The 16579-nt window shown below is 64.4% G+C and carries 18 protein-coding genes; 8 read left to right on the top strand and 10 right to left on the bottom strand.

Annotated elements, in window-relative coordinates; genetic code table 11:
- The first annotated feature begins 72 nt into the window (after positions 1-72).
- From trxB to ABIA30_RS23655, 3 genes are all read left to right on the top strand, one after another.
- Positions 73-1002 (top strand): thioredoxin-disulfide reductase, encoded by a 930-nt coding sequence (gene trxB, locus ABIA30_RS23665; protein WP_370069937.1) that lies wholly within the window; start codon positions 73-75, stop codon positions 1000-1002.
- A 47-nt stretch (positions 1003-1049) separates the two neighbouring features.
- The gene (trxA, locus tag ABIA30_RS23660; RefSeq protein WP_370069935.1) at positions 1050-1382 is read left to right on the top strand and encodes a thioredoxin; all 333 of its coding nucleotides are present in this window, start codon (positions 1050-1052) and stop codon (positions 1380-1382) included.
- A 148-nt stretch (positions 1383-1530) separates the two neighbouring features.
- Positions 1531-2724, top strand: a complete 1194-nt coding sequence (locus ABIA30_RS23655; protein ID WP_370069933.1) for an N-acetylmuramoyl-L-alanine amidase — start codon at positions 1531-1533, stop codon at positions 2722-2724.
- 48 nt (positions 2725-2772) lie between these two features.
- Here the strand turns inward: ABIA30_RS23655 and pip are convergent, their stop codons facing one another.
- From pip to rpmH, 10 genes are all read right to left on the bottom strand, one after another.
- Positions 2773-3747, bottom strand: coding sequence for a prolyl aminopeptidase (pip, locus tag ABIA30_RS23650; RefSeq protein ID WP_370069931.1), 975 nt, complete (start codon positions 3745-3747; stop codon positions 2773-2775).
- Positions 3748-3845: 98 nt separating this feature from the next.
- Positions 3846-4607, bottom strand: a complete 762-nt coding sequence (locus ABIA30_RS23645) for an acetyltransferase (RefSeq protein ID WP_370069929.1) — start codon at positions 4605-4607, stop codon at positions 3846-3848.
- A 237-nt stretch (positions 4608-4844) separates the two neighbouring features.
- Complete coding sequence (locus tag ABIA30_RS23640; RefSeq protein WP_370069927.1) at positions 4845-5855, bottom strand: ParB/RepB/Spo0J family partition protein; 1011 nt, start codon at positions 5853-5855, stop codon at positions 4845-4847.
- A complete protein-coding gene (locus ABIA30_RS23635) occupies positions 5852-6823 on the bottom strand; it encodes a ParA family protein (RefSeq protein WP_370069925.1) in 972 nt (323 codons plus the stop codon). The genes ABIA30_RS23640 and ABIA30_RS23635 overlap by 4 nt, the downstream gene beginning before the upstream one ends.
- Positions 6820-7515, bottom strand: a complete 696-nt coding sequence (rsmG, locus tag ABIA30_RS23630; RefSeq protein WP_370069923.1) for a 16S rRNA (guanine(527)-N(7))-methyltransferase RsmG — start codon at positions 7513-7515, stop codon at positions 6820-6822. The genes ABIA30_RS23635 and rsmG overlap by 4 nt, the downstream gene beginning before the upstream one ends.
- A gap of 51 nt (positions 7516-7566) precedes the next feature.
- Positions 7567-8085, bottom strand: a complete 519-nt coding sequence (locus ABIA30_RS23625) for a protein jag (RefSeq protein ID WP_370069921.1) — start codon at positions 8083-8085, stop codon at positions 7567-7569.
- A gap of 56 nt (positions 8086-8141) precedes the next feature.
- Positions 8142-9179: a membrane protein insertase YidC gene (gene yidC / locus ABIA30_RS23620; RefSeq protein ID WP_370070085.1), complete on the bottom strand. Its 1038-nt coding sequence runs from the start codon at positions 9177-9179 to the stop codon at positions 8142-8144.
- The gene (gene yidD / locus ABIA30_RS23615) at positions 9163-9441 is read right to left on the bottom strand and encodes a membrane protein insertion efficiency factor YidD (RefSeq protein ID WP_370069919.1); all 279 of its coding nucleotides are present in this window, start codon (positions 9439-9441) and stop codon (positions 9163-9165) included. Before yidD ends, yidC begins: the two co-directional genes overlap by 17 nt.
- Entirely contained in the window at positions 9438-9797 is a 360-nt protein-coding gene (rnpA, locus tag ABIA30_RS23610; protein ID WP_370069918.1) for a ribonuclease P protein component, read from the bottom strand. Before rnpA ends, yidD begins: the two co-directional genes overlap by 4 nt.
- Before the next feature lie 21 nt (positions 9798-9818).
- Complete coding sequence (rpmH, locus tag ABIA30_RS23605; RefSeq protein ID WP_073695092.1) at positions 9819-9962, bottom strand: 50S ribosomal protein L34; 144 nt, start codon at positions 9960-9962, stop codon at positions 9819-9821.
- A gap of 573 nt (positions 9963-10535) precedes the next feature.
- On the opposite strand from rpmH, the gene dnaA reads away from it, so the two are divergent.
- From dnaA to ABIA30_RS23580, 5 genes are all read left to right on the top strand, one after another.
- Complete coding sequence (gene dnaA, locus ABIA30_RS23600) at positions 10536-12002, top strand: chromosomal replication initiator protein DnaA (protein WP_370070083.1); 1467 nt, start codon at positions 10536-10538, stop codon at positions 12000-12002.
- 617 nt (positions 12003-12619) lie between these two features.
- Positions 12620-13801, top strand: coding sequence for a DNA polymerase III subunit beta (gene dnaN, locus ABIA30_RS23595; RefSeq protein WP_370069917.1), 1182 nt, complete (start codon positions 12620-12622; stop codon positions 13799-13801).
- A gap of 24 nt (positions 13802-13825) precedes the next feature.
- Entirely contained in the window at positions 13826-14719 is an 894-nt protein-coding gene (gnd, locus tag ABIA30_RS23590; protein ID WP_370069915.1) for a phosphogluconate dehydrogenase (NAD(+)-dependent, decarboxylating), read from the top strand.
- On the top strand, positions 14720-15880 hold the full coding sequence (gene recF / locus ABIA30_RS23585) for a DNA replication/repair protein RecF (RefSeq protein ID WP_370069913.1): 1161 nt from the start codon (positions 14720-14722) through the stop codon (positions 15878-15880).
- Complete coding sequence (locus ABIA30_RS23580) at positions 15877-16443, top strand: DUF721 family protein (RefSeq protein ID WP_370069911.1); 567 nt, start codon at positions 15877-15879, stop codon at positions 16441-16443. Before recF ends, ABIA30_RS23580 begins: the two co-directional genes overlap by 4 nt.
- Positions 16444-16579: the final 136 nt, after the last annotated feature.

Below are 16579 nucleotides of genomic sequence, written 5' to 3'. Positions count from 1 at the left end.
CACCTGCGCCTACCCTGGTGTTACACCCATGCTGACGCCCCACCGGGACGCGCACCAGCTCGAAAGGCGGACATGACCACCCCCGTGCACGACGTGATCATCATCGGTTCCGGCCCGGCCGGCTACACCGCCGCCGTCTACACGGCCCGCGCCCAGCTCAAGCCGCTGGTGTTCGAGGGCATCTCCTTCGGTGGCGCGCTGATGACCACCACCGAGGTGGAGAACTACCCCGGATTCAAAGAGGGCATCACCGGGCCCGAGCTCATGGAGGAGATGCGCGAGCAGGCCCTGCGGTTCGGCGCAGATCTGCGCATGGAGGACGCCGACGCGGTCTCCCTTGACGGGCCGATCAAGACCGTCACCGTGGGCGATGAGACCTACCAGGCCCGCTCGGTGATCCTGGCGATGGGGGCCGCGGCCCGCCACCTGGGTGTGCCGGGTGAGCAGGAACTGATCGGGCAGGGCGTGAGCACCTGTGCCACCTGCGACGGCTTCTTCTTCCGCGATCAGGACATCGCCGTGATCGGTGGTGGTGACTCCGCCATGGAAGAGGCCACCTTCCTGACCCGGTTTGCGCGCAGCGTGACCCTAATTCACCGCCGCGACGAGTTCCGGGCCTCCAAGATCATGCTCGAGCGTGCCCAGGCGAACGACAAGATCACCTTCCTCACCAACACCGAGGTCGTCGCGGTCGAGGGCTCGCCCAAGGTCAGCGGGCTGCGGCTGCGCGACGCCGCCACCGGCGAGGAGTCCAAGCTGGCAGTCAGCGGTGTATTCGTGGCGATCGGGCACGACCCCCGCTCGGATCTGGTGCGCAGCCAGATCGACGTGGACGCCGAGGGCTATGTGCAGGTGCAGGGACGCACCACACACACGTCGCTGGACGGTGTGTTCGCAGCCGGCGACCTGGTCGACCACACCTACCGCCAAGCCATCACCGCCGCCGGCAGCGGCTGTGCAGCGGCCATCGACGCCGAACGCTGGCTGGCCGAGACCAGCTGAACCGTCGGTTCAGCATCAACACAACGCACCCGAAGAGGAGCCCCACCATGGCCGACAACAGCGCGACCGTAACCGTCACCGATGTGTCGTTCGACAGCGACGTCCTGCAGAGCAGCACTCCCGTGCTGGTCGATTTCTGGGCCACCTGGTGTGGCCCGTGCAAGATGATCGCCCCGGTGCTCGAGGAGATCGCCGCAGAGAAGGCCGGCGAGCTGACCATCGCCAAGCTCGATGTCGACGCCAACCCAGAGACCATGCGCAGCTTCGGAGTGCAGTCGATCCCCACCCTGATCCTGTTCAAGAACGGCGAACCGGTGAAGCGATTGGTGGGCGCCAAGGGCAAGGCTGCCCTGCTGCGGGAGCTCGCTGACCAGCTCTGACCTGCTGGACACTGCTCCGGCGCGTAGGTTTCCGTTCGGTGTAGGTGTGTCCGGCGGTTTCAGGTTTCCTCGCCCGGTCTGCGACACTATTGATAGCGCCGGGCGCGGAGCGCTCACCCGCCGGGCTTCCGTGACCGAAAGGCCAGCAATGTCGATACTGCGTCGCGGTGACCGCGGAGGCGTGGTCACCGAGATTCGGGCGGCGTTGGCGGCCCTGGGGTTCGTGGACAGCCCCGACGCAGATCTCACCACCGGTAAGCATGTGGCCCTCGAGGTGTTCGATGACGACCTCGATCAGGCCGTGCGGGCGTTCCAGCAGCAGCGTGGACTTCTGGTCGACGGCATCGTCGGCGAGGCCACCTACCGCTCCCTCAAAGAGGCGTCCTACCGATTGGGCGCGCGCACCCTGGCTCATCAGTTCGGTGCCCCGATGTACGGCGACGACGTCGCCACCCTGCAGGCGCGCTTGCAGGATCTGGGCTTCTACACCGGCCTGGTGGACGGGCACTTCGGTCTTCAGACCCACAACGGCCTGATGTCCTACCAGCGCGAGTACGGAATGTTCCCGGACGGCATCTGCGGCCCGGAAACCTTGCGCTCCTTGTACTTTCTGGGTTCCCGCGTCACCGGCGGCTCCCCTCACGCCATCCGCGAAGAAGAGCTGGTCCGACGCAGCGGGCCGCGCCTGTCCGGGAAACGGATCATCATCGATCCGGGCCGCGGCGGCGACGATCACGGGCTGATCATGACCAGCATGTCCGGTCCGGTCAGTGAAGCGGACGTGTTGTGGGACTTGGCCAGTCGGCTCGAGGGCCGGATGACGGCGATCGGCATGGACACCTTCCTGTCCCGGCCGGTGGGCCGCAGCCCGTCCGATGCCGAGCGCGCCGAGACCGCCAATGCGGTCGGCGCCGATCTGATGATCAGCCTGCGCTGCGCCAGCCAGCCCAGTTCCGCGGCCAACGGGGTCGCCTCGTTCCACTTCGGCAACTCGCACGGTTCGGTATCCACCATCGGACGCAACCTGGCTGATTTCATCCAGCGAGAGGTCGTGGCGCGCAGCGGTTTACGTGACTGCCGTACGCACGGCCGGACCTGGGATCTGCTGCGCCTGACCCGGATGCCCACCGTGCAGGTCGACATCGGCTACGTGAGCAACCAGCACGACCGGGAATTGTTGACCTCCCCCGGTTCGCGCGATCAGATCGCCGAAGGCATCCTGGCCGCGGTCAAGCGGCTGTACCTGTTGGGCAAGAACGACCGTCCCACAGGAACTTTCACCTTCGCCGAACTGCTCGCCCACGAAATGTCGGTGGAGCAGGCCGGGCAAGCCGGCGCCTGAAACTCCGCCGGCCACTACGGTTTGTGCGGTGAGACGCCCCCGGCGTCGTCAAGACCCGCAGCCCAAGCGCGGCTCAAACCTGGCGATGGCCTCGGCGACGGCAACCGCCATCGCCGGGCTGCCCGTGTGACCGGAATCCTCGACGACTGTCAGCTGCGCGTCCGGCCAAGCCTCGGCCAGTTCCCATGCGGTCCCCACCGGGGCCGAAAGGTCGAGACGGCCGTGGATCAGCACTCCCGGAATACCTTTCAGCCGGTAGGCATTCCGCAATAGCTGGTCGTCGTCCAGCCACGCGGCGTTGGCGAAGTAGTGGGTACATATCCGCACGAAGGCCAGCCGTGCCGCGTCGATCTTCGCCGTGTACTGACCGGGCCGACCGAGCGACTCATGCGCGATCGCGGCATCCTCCCAGCCGCACCAGTCCTGAGCGGCCTGTTCACGTACCGCGGCGTCCGGGCTCTCCATGAGCTGCCGATAAGCCTCTACGAGGTTTCCGTCTCGGCGCTCCGCCGGCACGCCATCCCGGAACTGTTTCCATTCGACCGGGCGGAACAGCCGCAGGCCGTGACACAGCCAATCGATTTCGTGCCGCCGGGTCATGGTCACCCCGATCAGCACAATGCCCGCTACCCGGTCCGGGTGTCGTTGTGCGTAGGCCAGGATGAGCGTGGACGCCCACGACCCTCCGAAGAGCAGCCACCGCTCGACGTCGAGGTGACGACGTAGCGCCTCCATATCGGTCAGCAGATGCTCGGTGGTATTGCGGCTCATGTCCGTCCGCGGATCGGCCGCGCTCGGCACGCTGTCGCCACATCCACGTTGGTCGAACACCACGATGCGGAACACGTCCGGATCGAATTGTTTGTGGGCACTTCGTGATCGGCCGCTGCCCGGCCCGCCGTGCACGATCAGCACGGGTTGGCCGCCCGGATTTCCCCAGGTCTCCCAATACACCTTGTTGCCATCGCCCACGTCGAGCAGTCCCGAGCTGTTGGGCTTGGCCGATGCCACGTCGTCAGTCATGACCGAGCGCGCTGCGCACTGTGATCGCCAGTCGGACCAACGCTCGGCGCTCCTCCCCCGATGCCTGTTTCACGTGAAACGTCGACCGCCTCGCGCTACTACGACCTGCCGGCGTTCGGCGTCCACAGCATCGGGCTGGCCAACGCACCCACGGGCTGCGCCAGTTGCGTGGTTTCCAGCAGTCGTTCCAAAGCCGCTTCCACGTCGGCCTTCCAGCCGAGTCCCTGTTCCAGTTCCAACCGCAACCGCGGGAAGTAGCGATCGGGAGCGACGACCACGAATCCGTTGTCGTGCAGGAAATCGGCATCGATTACGCATTGCTCGACCGCGCACTCGCCGAACGCTGACACCGCGGCCGCCAGCTCCGGGGTGACGGCGTGCTGCTCGTTGAGTTCAGTGATCTCCGCGGTACGCCCGAACGCCTCCAAAGCGCGCACACCGCGACGCACCAGATCGGACACGACGGCCGCGATCAAGTTGCGCGGCAGACCGTCCGCGCACTCGCTCGACTCCACGCCGATCGACGTCAGCAGCACGGCGTCGGCACTCACCGGTCCGGTCGGGAAACGTTGGGCGCGAGGCACCGCGCGGGGCGGGGCGTAGAAGGCGTAGCCAAGACACGGATCGTCGGCGTCCGCGTCGACGAAGCCGTCCGCGTCACAAGGCTGTGCGATCTGTCCGCACGATCCCCACTCCAGCATGACCATCGACAGCCATGCTTCCTTCTCGAACTCCGGGTCGGCCAGGTGATCACTGCCGGCGACGGTCGACGGATCGACCTCCCAGAACACACACCGCCGCGCGTGCTTGGGCAGCTGCTCGAATGCCTCGAGCCGCAGCGGTGTGATGCGTGATGTCACCAGACTCCCCGGGTCGTCGACTGCCCTATCGGTCCGGGCTGCCCCTCCAGAATAGGAGAGATAACCGTCCGTGGCGCTTTTTCGCGGCTCCACCGCAGCAATCCGCGGCTACAGATCCAAACTGCTTGGCGCACAACACTTTTCCGTGGTCGGTCTGCCACAGCACGGCCGATCAACACCGAGCCGTCACAGTGACGTAACGCCTTGGTGTGGTCGGTCGCAGGTTGGATGTGGATTTCAGGCGCCCTCTGTCTTCATCAGCTCGACGATTCGCTGCAGGTCGTCGACCGAGCCGAACTCGACGACGATCTTGCCCTTGCGCTTACCGAGGCTCACCGTCACCTTGGTGTCGAACGCCGTCGACAGCTGCTCGGCCACATCCTGCAACCCAGGCATCTGGATCGGCTTGCGCTTAGGAGTAGGTGTCGGCCGGTCGCCCTCCCGGTTCGCCAGCGTGACGGCCTCTTCGGTTGCCCGCACGGACAATCCTTCGGCCACGATGCGGGCCGCCAGCTCCTCCTGCCTCTCCGGCCCACCCTCCAAGGCGAGCAGTGCACGGGCGTGGCCCGCGGACAGTACGCCGGCGGCGACGCGACGCTGCACGACGATCGGCAGCTTCAGCAGGCGGATCATGTTCGTGATGACCGGCCGGGACCGGCCGATGCGGTTGGCAAGTTCGTCGTGGGTGACGTCGAACTCTTCGAGCAGCTGCTGGTAGGCCGAAGCCTCTTCCAAGGGGTTCAGCTGTACTCGGTGAATGTTCTCGAGCAACGCGTCGCGCAGCATGCTGCCATCGGCGGTCTCACGAACGATCGCCGGAATGGTGGCCAGCCCAGCCTGCTGCGAGGCCCGCCACCTCCGCTCCCCCATGATCAGTTGGTAGCGGTGCTCACCCGATGGCTCGCTGAGTTCGCGGACCACGATCGGCTGCATGAGGCCGAACTCGCGGATGGAGTGAACCAGTTCGGCCAGTGCTTCGTTGTCGAAGACCTGCCGCGGCTGACGCGGATTGGGCTCGATAGCCGACGGTTCGATTTCACGGTAAACCGCGCCGACGGCTTCGGCGGCAGCGTGCGGCGACGTCGGGATGCCCGGCGAAGACGCGGTGGGCCCGCCCCCGATCACCACATCGGCAGCAGCGGAACCCATACGCAGCGCGGTGTCACCCTGCTCGCCATCGAGTGCACCGGTAGGGATGAGCGCCGCGAGTCCCCGGCCGAGTCCACTCCGCTTGCGTGGCTGCGTCATCGCTGTCCCTTCACTGTCTGCTCGTCGCGCTGGGCGAGTTCACGGCTGGCGTCCAAGTAGCTCATGGCTCCACGTGAACCCGGGTCGTAATCCAGGATCGTCATACCGTAGCCGGGCGCCTCGGAGACCTTCACGCTGCGCGGAATGACGGTCCGCAGCACCCGGTCACCGAAGTGCTCACGGACATCTGCGGCCACCTGGTCGGCCAACTTGGTCCGGCCGTCGTACATCGTGAGGATCACGGTGGTGACCTCGAGTTGGGGGTTCAGATGCGCCTTGACCATTTCGATGTTGCGCAGCAGCTGTCCCACACCTTCCAGGGCGTAGTACTCGCACTGGATCGGGATCAGCACCTCAGGCGCGGCCACCAACGCGTTGATGGTCAGCAGACCCAGCGACGGCGGGCAGTCGATGAACACGTAGTCGAAGTCGTGTTCCTTCAAACTGGCCAACGCGTTCCGCAGCCTGGTTTCACGTGCCACCATGCTGACCAACTCGATCTCGGCACCGGCCAGATCGATGGTGGCGGGCACGCAGTACAGCCGCTCGTTGTGCGGGCTGCGCTGCAGCGCGGACTCCAGGGTGATCTCCCCGATCAACACTTCGTACGACGATGCCGTACCTGGCCGGTGCTCGATGCCGAGCGCTGTGCTCGCATTGCCCTGCGGGTCCAGGTCGATCACCAGAACGTTGAGCCCTTGCAGTGCGAGCGCGGCCGCCATGTTGACTGCCGTGGTGGTCTTTCCGACGCCGCCCTTCTGGTTGGCGATGGTGAACACACGCTGACGCCGAGGGCGGGGCAGCTGGTCTCCCTTCGCCCCGTGGATGATCCGGACGGCTTGCGCTGCCTCGGCCCCGATCGGCGTATCCATACTCACCGTCGATGCCCATGTTTCACGTGAAACACTGTCATCGCTTTCCGGTGCAGGCCCACCCGCCGATCCCTTGCCTATCTTCGGCAGCTTCATCGCCCGCTCCTGGTCGATCGATTCGTTCTCATGCGCTTCTCCCCGCGTCGGGCGACCACTACGGTTGCCGGCGGAGACAAATAGTCCACGCCACATCTCACCACTTTCAGGTCCACCGCACCCAACGAGTTCAGAACCCGCCGATGTTCCACGATCTCGTCGTTGGCCCGGTCGCCCTTCATCGCCAACATCCGACCGTCGATCCGCAGCAACGGCAGGCTCCACTTGACCAACTTGTCGAGGGCGGCCACCGCCCGGGAGGTCACGGCGTCCAGCTCGCCCACTGCATCCCGGACGGCGCGTTCCTCCGCCCGGCCACGCACCACGGTCACGTTCTCGAGCTCCAAGTCTTCGACCGCCTCTTTGAGGAAGTCGGCCCGACGCAGCAGCGGCTCGACCAAGACTACGTCCGCGCCCGGTCGTGCGAGCGCCAATGGGATCCCGGGGAGGCCGGCTCCGCTGCCGATATCGCCGACCAATTCACCGTCGGCGACCAACTCAGCTATAGCGGCACTATTCATCACGTGACGGTCCCAAATACGCGCCACTTCCGACGGTCCGAGCAGTCCGCGTTCGATCCCAGCGCCCGCCAGAATCTCTGCATACTTCTCGGCCTTACCGATGCGGTCGCCAAAGACACCAACGGCGGTGGCCGGTGGGGTTGGCGCTTCACCACGTTTCACGTGAAACATCCTCCCCGTCAGCACACCGCCGTTGAATTACAGCTGTGTAATTAATGGTGCTCAATCGAGCAACACGACCACCCGGCGAGACGGCTCCACGCCCTCGCTCTCGCTGTGCACACCGTCGACGGCCGCGACCGCGTCGTGCACGATCTTCCGCTCAAACGGGGTCATCGGCGTCAGTTCTTCACGCTCGCCGGATTCCAACACGCGCTGGGCGACCTTCTGACCCAACGCCGCCAACTCGTCGCGACGGTGCCGACGCCAGCGAGCGATGTCCAGCATCAGCCGGCTCCGCTCGCCGGTCTTCTGGTGCACGGCCAGCCGGGTCAGCTCCTGCAAGGCGTCGAGCACCTCGCCCTTGCGGCCCACCAACTTGTTCAGGTCGTTGCCGCCGTCGATGCTCACCACCGCGCGGTCGCCTTCAACATCCAGATCGATGTCGCCGTCGAAGTCCAACAGGTCCAGCAGCTCCTCGAGGTAATCGCCGGCGATCTCGCCTTCGGCAACCAGTCGCTCCTCAAGATCCTCTGTGCGCGAGGGCTGCACCTCGACCTGTGTTTCTTGGTCCGTCGTCATATCTCTGCCTCCTCCTTATTGCCACGACCGACGTCCGGGTTGCTGCCCGGGCCCGATCAACGTTTCTTGTTCTGCGGACGCGCGCCGGGTGCCGGCTTCGACGGTCCACCCTCGGCCGGTCCACCCTCGGCCGAGCCGTCGGTATCCCCCGCGTCGGTCGGCTTCTTGTTTCGGTTCGGCTTGGCGCCGGGCGCCGGGGCATTGGCCGCGCGGCGCTGCAACGTCTCTTCCTTCTGCTCGGCTTCGCGCTTCTCGATCCGGCCGAACACCAAGTGTTGCTGGCCGTAGGTCCAGATGTTGTTGGACACCCAGTAGAGCAGGATCGCGATGGGCAGGAACGGTCCACCGACCACCACACCCAAGGGGAAGACGTACAGGGCCAGCTTGTTCATCATGGCCGTCTGCGGGTTCTCGGCCGCTTCCGGGCTCTGCCGCGCCACCGATGCCCGGCTGTTCATGTGCGTCGCGAAACCGGCGATCAACATCAGCGGGATCGCCACGCAGACGACAGCGATCCGGCTGAAGTTGAAGTGCTCGAAGGCTTGCAGGCTCGTGCCCGACTGAATCATGGTCGCGCCCAACGGGGCACCGAACAGATTCGCGTCCAGGAAGTGCCCGACGTCGGTGGCACTGAAGAAGTAGTTGCCGACTTCACGGTTCGCCGCGGCACTCAGCTGGGGCTGACCAAAGCCGCCCTGTGTCCGGTTGAACGACCGCAAAACGTGGTACAGGCCGAGGAACACCGGAATCTGCGCCAGCATCGGCAAACAGCCGAGCAGGGGGTTGAAACCGTGCTCCTTCTGCAGCTTCTGCATCTCCAGCGCGAGCCGCTGGCGGTCCTTGCCGTATTTCTTCTGCAGGGCCTTGATTTGCGGCTGTAGTTCCTGCATCTGACGCGTCGTCTCGATCTGACGGACGAACGGCCGGTACAGGATCGCGCGCAGCGTGAAGACCAGGAACATCACCGACAGCGCCCAGGCGAAGAAGTTCGACGGGCCGAGGAGCAAGGCGAAAGCCTTGTACCAGAGCCACATGATGCCTGAGACCGGGTAATAGACGAAGTCCAGGCTGAACCAGTTAAAAGACAAGCGAATCGCTCCTTGACTGCGTGGCCTCGTCGGCCGTGACGCGTCGTTCTGGGATGGGATCCCATCCCCCGTGGTGCCACGGACCACACTTGGCCAGTCGCACCAAAGTCAACCAACTGCCCCGAAACAACCCATATTCGGTCAGTGCCTCGACGGCGTACTGGCTACAGGTCGGGCTGAACCGACAAGTCGGCAGCCGCAGCGGCGAGACGGTGTGGCGGTACAGCTCGATCAGAAAGATCAGTCCGCGCGTCACCGGGGCGGTCATCGTCTGCCCTTACCCGATCTGACACGGTCCAGCGCCGCTCGTAGTTCGTGCTCCAACTCGGCCGATACGGCGTGCGCACTTCCGGGTAACGCGCGGATGACCACACGTTCACCGGGGCTGAGGTCCGGAATCAGATTGCGGGCACAATGCCGCAACTGCCGCGATACCCGGTGCCGTGCAACCGCATTGCCGACGGACTTACCGACCACCAGACCGACTGTGGGGTCGACGCAGTCAGAATCGGGGTCAGCAGCCAAAGCGTGCACGACCAAATCGGGCTGACCAGCCCGTACGCCCCGGCTGACCGTAAACCTGAAGTCTGTCGAGCGTCTCATCCGGTTGCGAGCCGGAAGCAACGTGCTAGATCCTGCGTCGAATCACGCAGTCAGCGAACGACGGCCCTTGCCACGCCGTGCCGACACGATCGCACGACCCGCCCGGGTCCGCATCCGCAGCCGGAAGCCGTGAACACGAGCCCGACGCCGGTTGTTCGGCTGAAAAGTCCGCTTGCCCTTGGCCACGGCTGTATCTCCTCAATTACGTATGACACCCGCGCCCCGACGTGAGTTCATCACGGCGATGGCACGAAAGTCGCTGGTAAGCTCGCGCATCTCGCTTGCTAGCCGGCGCGGTACCTGAGCGTTTGATAGCCAAACATCCCAAGGTCGCAGCCGTATCGCCACGTGCGGGCGACTGCTCGAGGGTACTGACGAGAATTGCCCGGGTCAAACCTGCTCATCGCGGATCCGGAACCGTTATCACTCCGTCACAATCGCAACATCCGTCACGGCGCAAGCCGACACGCCAAAGAACTCGAATCAATGTTGCAGAACGGTTGGCACCCGGCCACAAAACTTGTTAGCTTCTGCCAATGCCGTCGAGCGATTGGGCGGCCCAAGACAACCAAGCACGAGAGGTCACCACGCCACGAGCCCACAGAAAAACCTGTGATGAGCCTCGGCGGCAGCCTTTCTGCATGTAAACGCGACGACGACACTCTTCTTCACTTGTCCACACACTGTGGATAACAATGTGGACAGAATGTCGTCGTTTTGATGACCAGTCGGATTTCCGACGTCAAGGGGGTGCTGTCATTGGCTGCCGACCCCACTCGGTCCTTCCCCGCGATCTGGAACGACGTGGTGGCAGAACTCAATGGCGATCTCACCGGACAGCAGCGCGCCTGGCTTCGGATGGTGCAACCACTGGTGCTCACCGAGGGCTTCGCCCTGCTGTCGGTTCCGACACAGTTCGTCCAGAACGAGATCGAGCGGCACCTGCGGGAACCGATCATCAATTCGTTGAGTCGGCACCTCGGGGAACGCGTCGATCTCGGGGTACGCATCGCTGCCCCCGAAACCGACGAACATCCGCCGGCCACCGAAGTCTTCGAACCGCCCGCGGCATCCACTACATCGGCGGCCGCGCCAGAGTCCGATGACCTCGACGAGGATCCGGACACTTTCGACAACGCCGAAGACAGCTGGCCGCGCTACTTCAACAACCGGCCGCCTGCCGCCGAATCGACCGACATCAGCCTGAATCGGCGCTACACCTTCGACACTTTCGTCATCGGTGCGTCCAACAGGTTTGCGCACGCGGCCACCCTGGCCATCGCCGAAGCGCCTGCCCGGGCCTACAACCCGTTGTTCATCTGGGGTGAGTCCGGCCTGGGCAAGACCCACCTGCTGCATGCGGCCGGCAACTACGCACAGAAGCTGTTCCCCGGAATGCGGGTCAAGTACGTATCCACCGAACAGTTCACCAACGACTTCATCAACTCGATCCGCGACGACCGGACCGCGTCCTTCAAACGCAGCTTCCGTGACATCGACGTGCTCCTGGTCGACGACATTCAGTTCCTCGAGGGCAAGGAAAGCACTCAGGAAGAGTTCTTCCACACCTTCAATACGCTGCACAACGCCAACAAGCAGATCGTCATCTCGTCGGACCGGCCACCGAAACAGATTGCAACACTTGAAGATCGGCTGCGTACCCGCTTCGAATGGGGTCTGATCACCGATGTTCAGCCGCCCGAGCTCGAGACGCGGATCGCGATCCTGCGCAAGAAGGCACACATCGATCAGCTCGATGTACCCGATGACGTGCTCGAAGTCATCGCCAGCCGGATCGAGCGGAACATCCGCGAACTCGAGGGCGCGCTGATCCGAGTCACTGCGTTCGCATCGTTGAACAAGACGGTCATCGACAAATCGCTGGCCGAGATCGTGCTGCGTGACCTGATCTCTGATGCCACCACCACGCAGATCAGCATCGCGACAATCATCGCCGCCACCGCCGAGTATTTCGAAACCAGCGTGGAAGAACTCCGCGGGCCCGGTAAGACCCGGGCGGTCGCCATGCCGCGCCAGATCGCCATGTATCTGTGCCGCGAGCTCACCGATCTCTCACTGCCCAAGATCGGCCAGGCCTTCGGCCGTGACCACACCACGGTGATGTACGCCGAACGCAAGATCCGTAAGGAAATGCCTTCCCGGCGTGAGGTTTACGACCACGTCACCGAGCTGACCACCCGGATTCGGCAGCGCTCCAAGCGCTGACCCTGCACCTACCAAACCGACCTGCGCGCCGCCATCCAGTTGCGGCCGATTCGTCGATCTCGAGTCCTTTGCGGCTACTTCATCATCCCGTCGGCACGCGTCACGCGCGTCGTCTGGGCCCGCCCAGATCGACGCATCGGCCGGTTCGTGTCACAAAAATCAGCCCGTTTTACCGGTCCGGCCGAAAAAACTTTGGCATCACCAGTCACAGAAAACCCTGTGCATTGGGATGTGGAAAACCTGTCATCAACACGTGCACTAACCGTGGGATCGTCCACACCCGGCTGATCATCCACAACGGGCCCAAATCGATTCGACTCTCATCCCCAAAGGACTCACATCGCCGGACCGGTTTCTACCTGCGCAACTACCCGCTCATCCACAGGCTGCACACCCCCTAATACTGTTTCCTATATATCTCTTTAGATCTCCTTTTAAAAACAAGCCCCTGGGGAAATCTGGAAGCTCGGCTGACGAGCGGGTCGTCTCTGCGCTCAGACGGACGATCGATTAGCTTTCAAGTACACGCAGAACGCTCTACGGTGTTCAACGACAACCCGAGCCGTCACGGCTCGGTGCCATGCGTGGTGGGGTTACAGCGAAGGGACGCTCAAAACGTGGCGACGACAGCCGGTGATTTGAAATTCCGCCTCGTTCGAGAAGATTTCGCTGATGCAGTGGCGTGGGTTGCGCGCATCCTGCCGTCCCGGCCGACCATCCCCGTCCTGGCCGGCGTGCTGCTCACCGGTTCCGAGGACGGTCTCACCATCTCCGGATACGACTACGAGGTGTCGTCCGAAGTCCGGGTATCCGCCGAGATTGCTTCTCCGGGAAGCGTTTTGGTCTCCGGCAAGCTGCTCTCGGACATCACCCGGGCGTTGCCTGCCAAGCCTGTCGAGGTCAGCGTCGAAGGCACTCGAGTCGCGCTGAGCTGCGGCAGCGCCCGCTTCTCGCTGCCGACCATGGCCGTCGAGGACTACCCCGCGCTGCCGTCGTTGCCGGATGAAACCGGTGTGGTGCCTGCCGAAGTGTTCTCCGAAGCCATCGGCCAGGTCGCCGTCGCGGCGGGCCGTGATGACACGTTGCCGATGCTCACCGGTGTCCGGGTGGAGATCTCCGGCGAGAAGGTCGTGCTGGCCGCGACCGATCGGTTCCGGCTGGCCGTGCGTGAACTGACGTGGAATTCCGGCGTTCCCGACATCGAGACCGCCGTGCTGGTTCCTGCCAAGACGTTGTCCGAGGCTGCGAAGTCGGGATCGGACGGCAACGAAGTGCACCTGTCCCTGGGTGCCGGTCAGAGCATCGGCAAGGACGGCCTGCTGGGTATCCGCAGCAACGGCAAGCGGACCACCACGCGTCTGCTCGATGCCGAATTCCCGAAGTTCCGCCAGCTCCTGCCCGCCGAGCACACCGCGGTAGCCACGATCGGTGTCGCCGAACTGGCGGAAGCCATCAAGCGTGTGGCCTTGGTCGCCGATCGTGGTGCACAGGTCCGGATGGAATTCGGCGAAGACGTGTTGCGGCTGTCCGCCGGCGCCGACGATGTCGGTCGGGCCGAGGAGGATTTGGCGGTCGAGTTCTACGGCGAACCGCTGACCATTGCGTTCAACCCGACCTACCTGACCGATGGCCTGGGTTCGTTGCATTCGGACAAGGTGACGTTCGGTTTCACGACACCCAGTCGTCCAGCAGTGTTGCGGCCGGCGGGCGAGGATGGTCAATACGGTGGTTCCGGGCCGTTCCCGGCCGGCGCTACCGATTATGTCTATTTGTTGATGCCGGTGCGCCTGCCCGGCTGACTTGGCTAGCGCAGGGAGAGACACATGCAGCTGGGGTTGATCGGCCTCGGAAAAATGGGCTTCAACATGCGCGAACGTTTGCGCAGCGGCGGGCACGAGGTGATCGGTTACGACCCTCGCCCCGAAGTCACCGATGTGCCGACGTTGCAGGCGCTTGCCCAGGAGTTGAAAGCGCCGCGCATCGTGTGGGTGATGGTGCCCTCCGGTGAGATCACCCGCGACACCATCGTGGAGTTGGCCGGTGTGCTCAGTGCCGGAGATCTGGTGATCGACGGTGGCAACTCGCGCTACACCGAAGATGGCATCCATGAAAAACTGTTGGCCGACAAGGGAATCGGCTTCATCGATGCCGGCGTATCGGGCGGTATCTGGGGTTTGACCGAAGGCTATGGCCTGATGGTCGGCGGCAGTGACGAGGATGTCGCGCGGGCGATGCCGATCTTCGACACGCTGCGACCCGAAGGAGAACTGGCCGACGGTTTTGTGCACGCCGGTCCGGTGGGTGCCGGTCATTTCGCCAAGATGGTGCACAACGGCGTGGAGTACGCGCTGATGACCGCTTACGGCGAAGGCTACGAGATGCTGGCAGCGTCGGGCTTGATCACCAGCCCGCAGGCGGTGTACCAGGCGTGGAGCAATGGCACCGTGGTGCGGTCCTGGCTGCAGCAGTTGCTGGCCAAGGCGCTCAAGGAGGATCCGAAGCTGGCCGACATCAGTGGTTACACCGAGGATTCCGGTGAGGGTCGCTGGACCGTGGAGGAAGCGATCCGGTTGCGGGTTCCGGTGCCGGGCATCGCGGCATCGTTGTTCGCTCGGTTCTTGTCCCGCCAGGACGATTCTCCGACCATGAAAGCTGTTGCAGCACTGCGGAATCAATTTGGCGGGCACGCGGTCCAGAGGATCAGTAAGTCGGGATAGGTGTACGTACGTCAGCTTGTGTTGACAGATTTCAGATCCTGGCCGCGCCTGGATCTGGAACTGGCTCCCGGCCGCACAGTGTTCGTGGGACCGAACGGTTTCGGCAAGACCAATATCGTCGAGGCGCTTTGGTATACAGCCACTTTGGGATCACATCGGGTGGCTTCGGATGCCCCGTTGGTCCGTGACGGCAACGAGCGTGCGGTGGTATCGACCATTGTCGTCAACGACGGCCGCGAGCTCGCCGTCGATCTCGAGGTGACCCCGGGCCGGGCGAACAAGGCCCGGCTGAATCGTTCTCCCGTGCGTTCGGCCCGCGAAATTCTGGGCGCCTTGCGTGCGGTGCTGTTTGCTCCCGAAGATCTGTCGCTGGTGCGCGGCGACCCCGGGGACCGCCGCCGCTATCTCGATGAATTGGCCTGCAGCCGGCGCCCGCGACTGGCCGGTGTCCGGGCCGATTACGACAAGGTCTTGCGTCAGCGCACGGCGCTGTTGAAAACTGCTGGTGCAGCACGGTTTCGGGGTGACGGCAGCGCGCTGGAAACCCTCGACGTCTGGGACGGACATCTGGCGAACCACGGTGCCCAGCTGATCGCGGCTCGAGTACAGCTGATCAACGAACTGCACCCCGAGGTGGAGAAGGCCTACCAGTTGTTGGCACCGGCTTCGCGACCGGCATCGATTCGCTACCGCAGTTCGGTCGAGTTGATCGAACGCGAAGCGGCCGCGGGCACGGTCGACGTGGAGATGTTCGAGGTCGCGCTGCTGGACGAATTGGCGCGCCGCCGTTCCGCCGAGCTCGAGCGGGGTGTCTGTCTGGTTGGCCCGCACCGCGACGACTTGGAGCTGCGGCTCGGTGAACAACTCGCGAAAGGGTTTGCCAGTCACGGGGAATCGTGGTCGATGGCGTTGGCTCTGCGGCTCGGTGCCTATGAGTTGTTGCGGGCTGAGGGATCCGACCCGGTGCTGCTGCTGGACGACGTTTTCGCCGAGCTGGATACCTCGAGGCGCCGAGCCCTGGCCGGTGTCGCGGAGTCCGCGGAACAGGTTTTGGTGACCGCGGCGGTCGCCGACGACATCCCGGCAGACTGGGATGCCACTCGGATTCAGGTGACCATGCGCGACGACGATCGGGGCCGGATATCGGTGATAGAGCCATGACTGACGAATCTGACGACGAAAAGGCATTCCCGCCAGCACATTTGGCCCATCTCAAGGGCATGGATCTGGTGCGGCGGACCCTCGAGGAGGCGCGTGGTGCGGCGCGCAGCCAAGGTAAGGACGTGGGGCGCGGCCGTAACGCGCCGGTACCCCGTGTCGCCGGCCGCGGAGGCGGCCGCCGGACCTGGTCCGGTCCGGGCCCCGACCGCCGCGACCCGCAGCTATTGGGTTCGGCGTCGATAGATTTGGCCAAGAACCGCGGTTGGACCGGCCGGGTGGCCGAGGGTTCGATCTTCGGGCAGTGGGCTCAGGTGGTCGGCGAGCAGATCGCCGACCATGCCACCCCGACCGTGCTGCGTGACGGCGTACTGACGGTCACCGCGGAATCCACCGCCTGGGCCACGCAATTGCGCCTGGTCCAGAGCCAGATCCTGGCGAAGATCGCGGCCGCCGTCGGTGACGGGCTGGTCACCTCGGTCAAGATCGTCGGCCCGGCGGGCCCGTCGTGGCGTAAAGGCCGGTATTACGTCGCCGGGCGCGGGCCCCGCGACACCTACGGCTGAGCGCGGCCTGAACGCGCCAGTGGCTCGAATCTGACGGCTCTGAAGCGTCGGGACGGGCATTGGGCCGAGAAATTCCGCGCACGGCGCAGATAGCTAGGTCAAAACGCGATCAGAGACTCAGTCCAGTCGGTCCAGG

The sequence above is a fragment of the Mycobacterium sp. MAA66 genome, assembly GCF_041261665.1.
In the GTDB taxonomy this organism is placed as follows: domain Bacteria; phylum Actinomycetota; class Actinomycetes; order Mycobacteriales; family Mycobacteriaceae; genus Mycobacterium.
Note: the sequence above shows the minus strand (reverse complement) of the source record. Positions and strands in the feature narration are given on the sequence as shown.

Excerpts from the sequence above, each read along its gene's own strand:
- trxB (WP_370069937.1), top strand. The coding sequence starts at position 73 with ATGACCACCCCCGTGCACGACGTGATCATCATCGGTTCCGGCCCGGCC.
- trxA (WP_370069935.1), top strand. The coding sequence starts at position 1,050 with ATGGCCGACAACAGCGCGACCGTAACCGTCACCGATGTGTCGTTCGAC.
- ABIA30_RS23655 (WP_370069933.1), top strand. The coding sequence starts at position 1,531 with ATGTCGATACTGCGTCGCGGTGACCGCGGAGGCGTGGTCACCGAGATT.
- pip (WP_370069931.1), bottom strand. The coding sequence starts at position 3,747 with ATGACTGACGACGTGGCATCGGCCAAGCCCAACAGCTCGGGACTGCTC.
- ABIA30_RS23640 (WP_370069927.1), bottom strand. The coding sequence starts at position 5,855 with ATGACGCAGCCACGCAAGCGGAGTGGACTCGGCCGGGGACTCGCGGCG.
- ABIA30_RS23635 (WP_370069925.1), bottom strand. The coding sequence starts at position 6,823 with ATGAAGCTGCCGAAGATAGGCAAGGGATCGGCGGGTGGGCCTGCACCG.
- rsmG (WP_370069923.1), bottom strand. The coding sequence starts at position 7,515 with ATGTTTCACGTGAAACGTGGTGAAGCGCCAACCCCACCGGCCACCGCC.
- ABIA30_RS23625 (WP_370069921.1), bottom strand. The coding sequence starts at position 8,085 with ATGACGACGGACCAAGAAACACAGGTCGAGGTGCAGCCCTCGCGCACA.
- yidD (WP_370069919.1), bottom strand. The coding sequence starts at position 9,441 with ATGACCGCCCCGGTGACGCGCGGACTGATCTTTCTGATCGAGCTGTAC.
- gnd (WP_370069915.1), top strand. The coding sequence starts at position 13,826 with ATGCAGCTGGGGTTGATCGGCCTCGGAAAAATGGGCTTCAACATGCGC.
- ABIA30_RS23580 (WP_370069911.1), top strand. The coding sequence starts at position 15,877 with ATGACTGACGAATCTGACGACGAAAAGGCATTCCCGCCAGCACATTTG.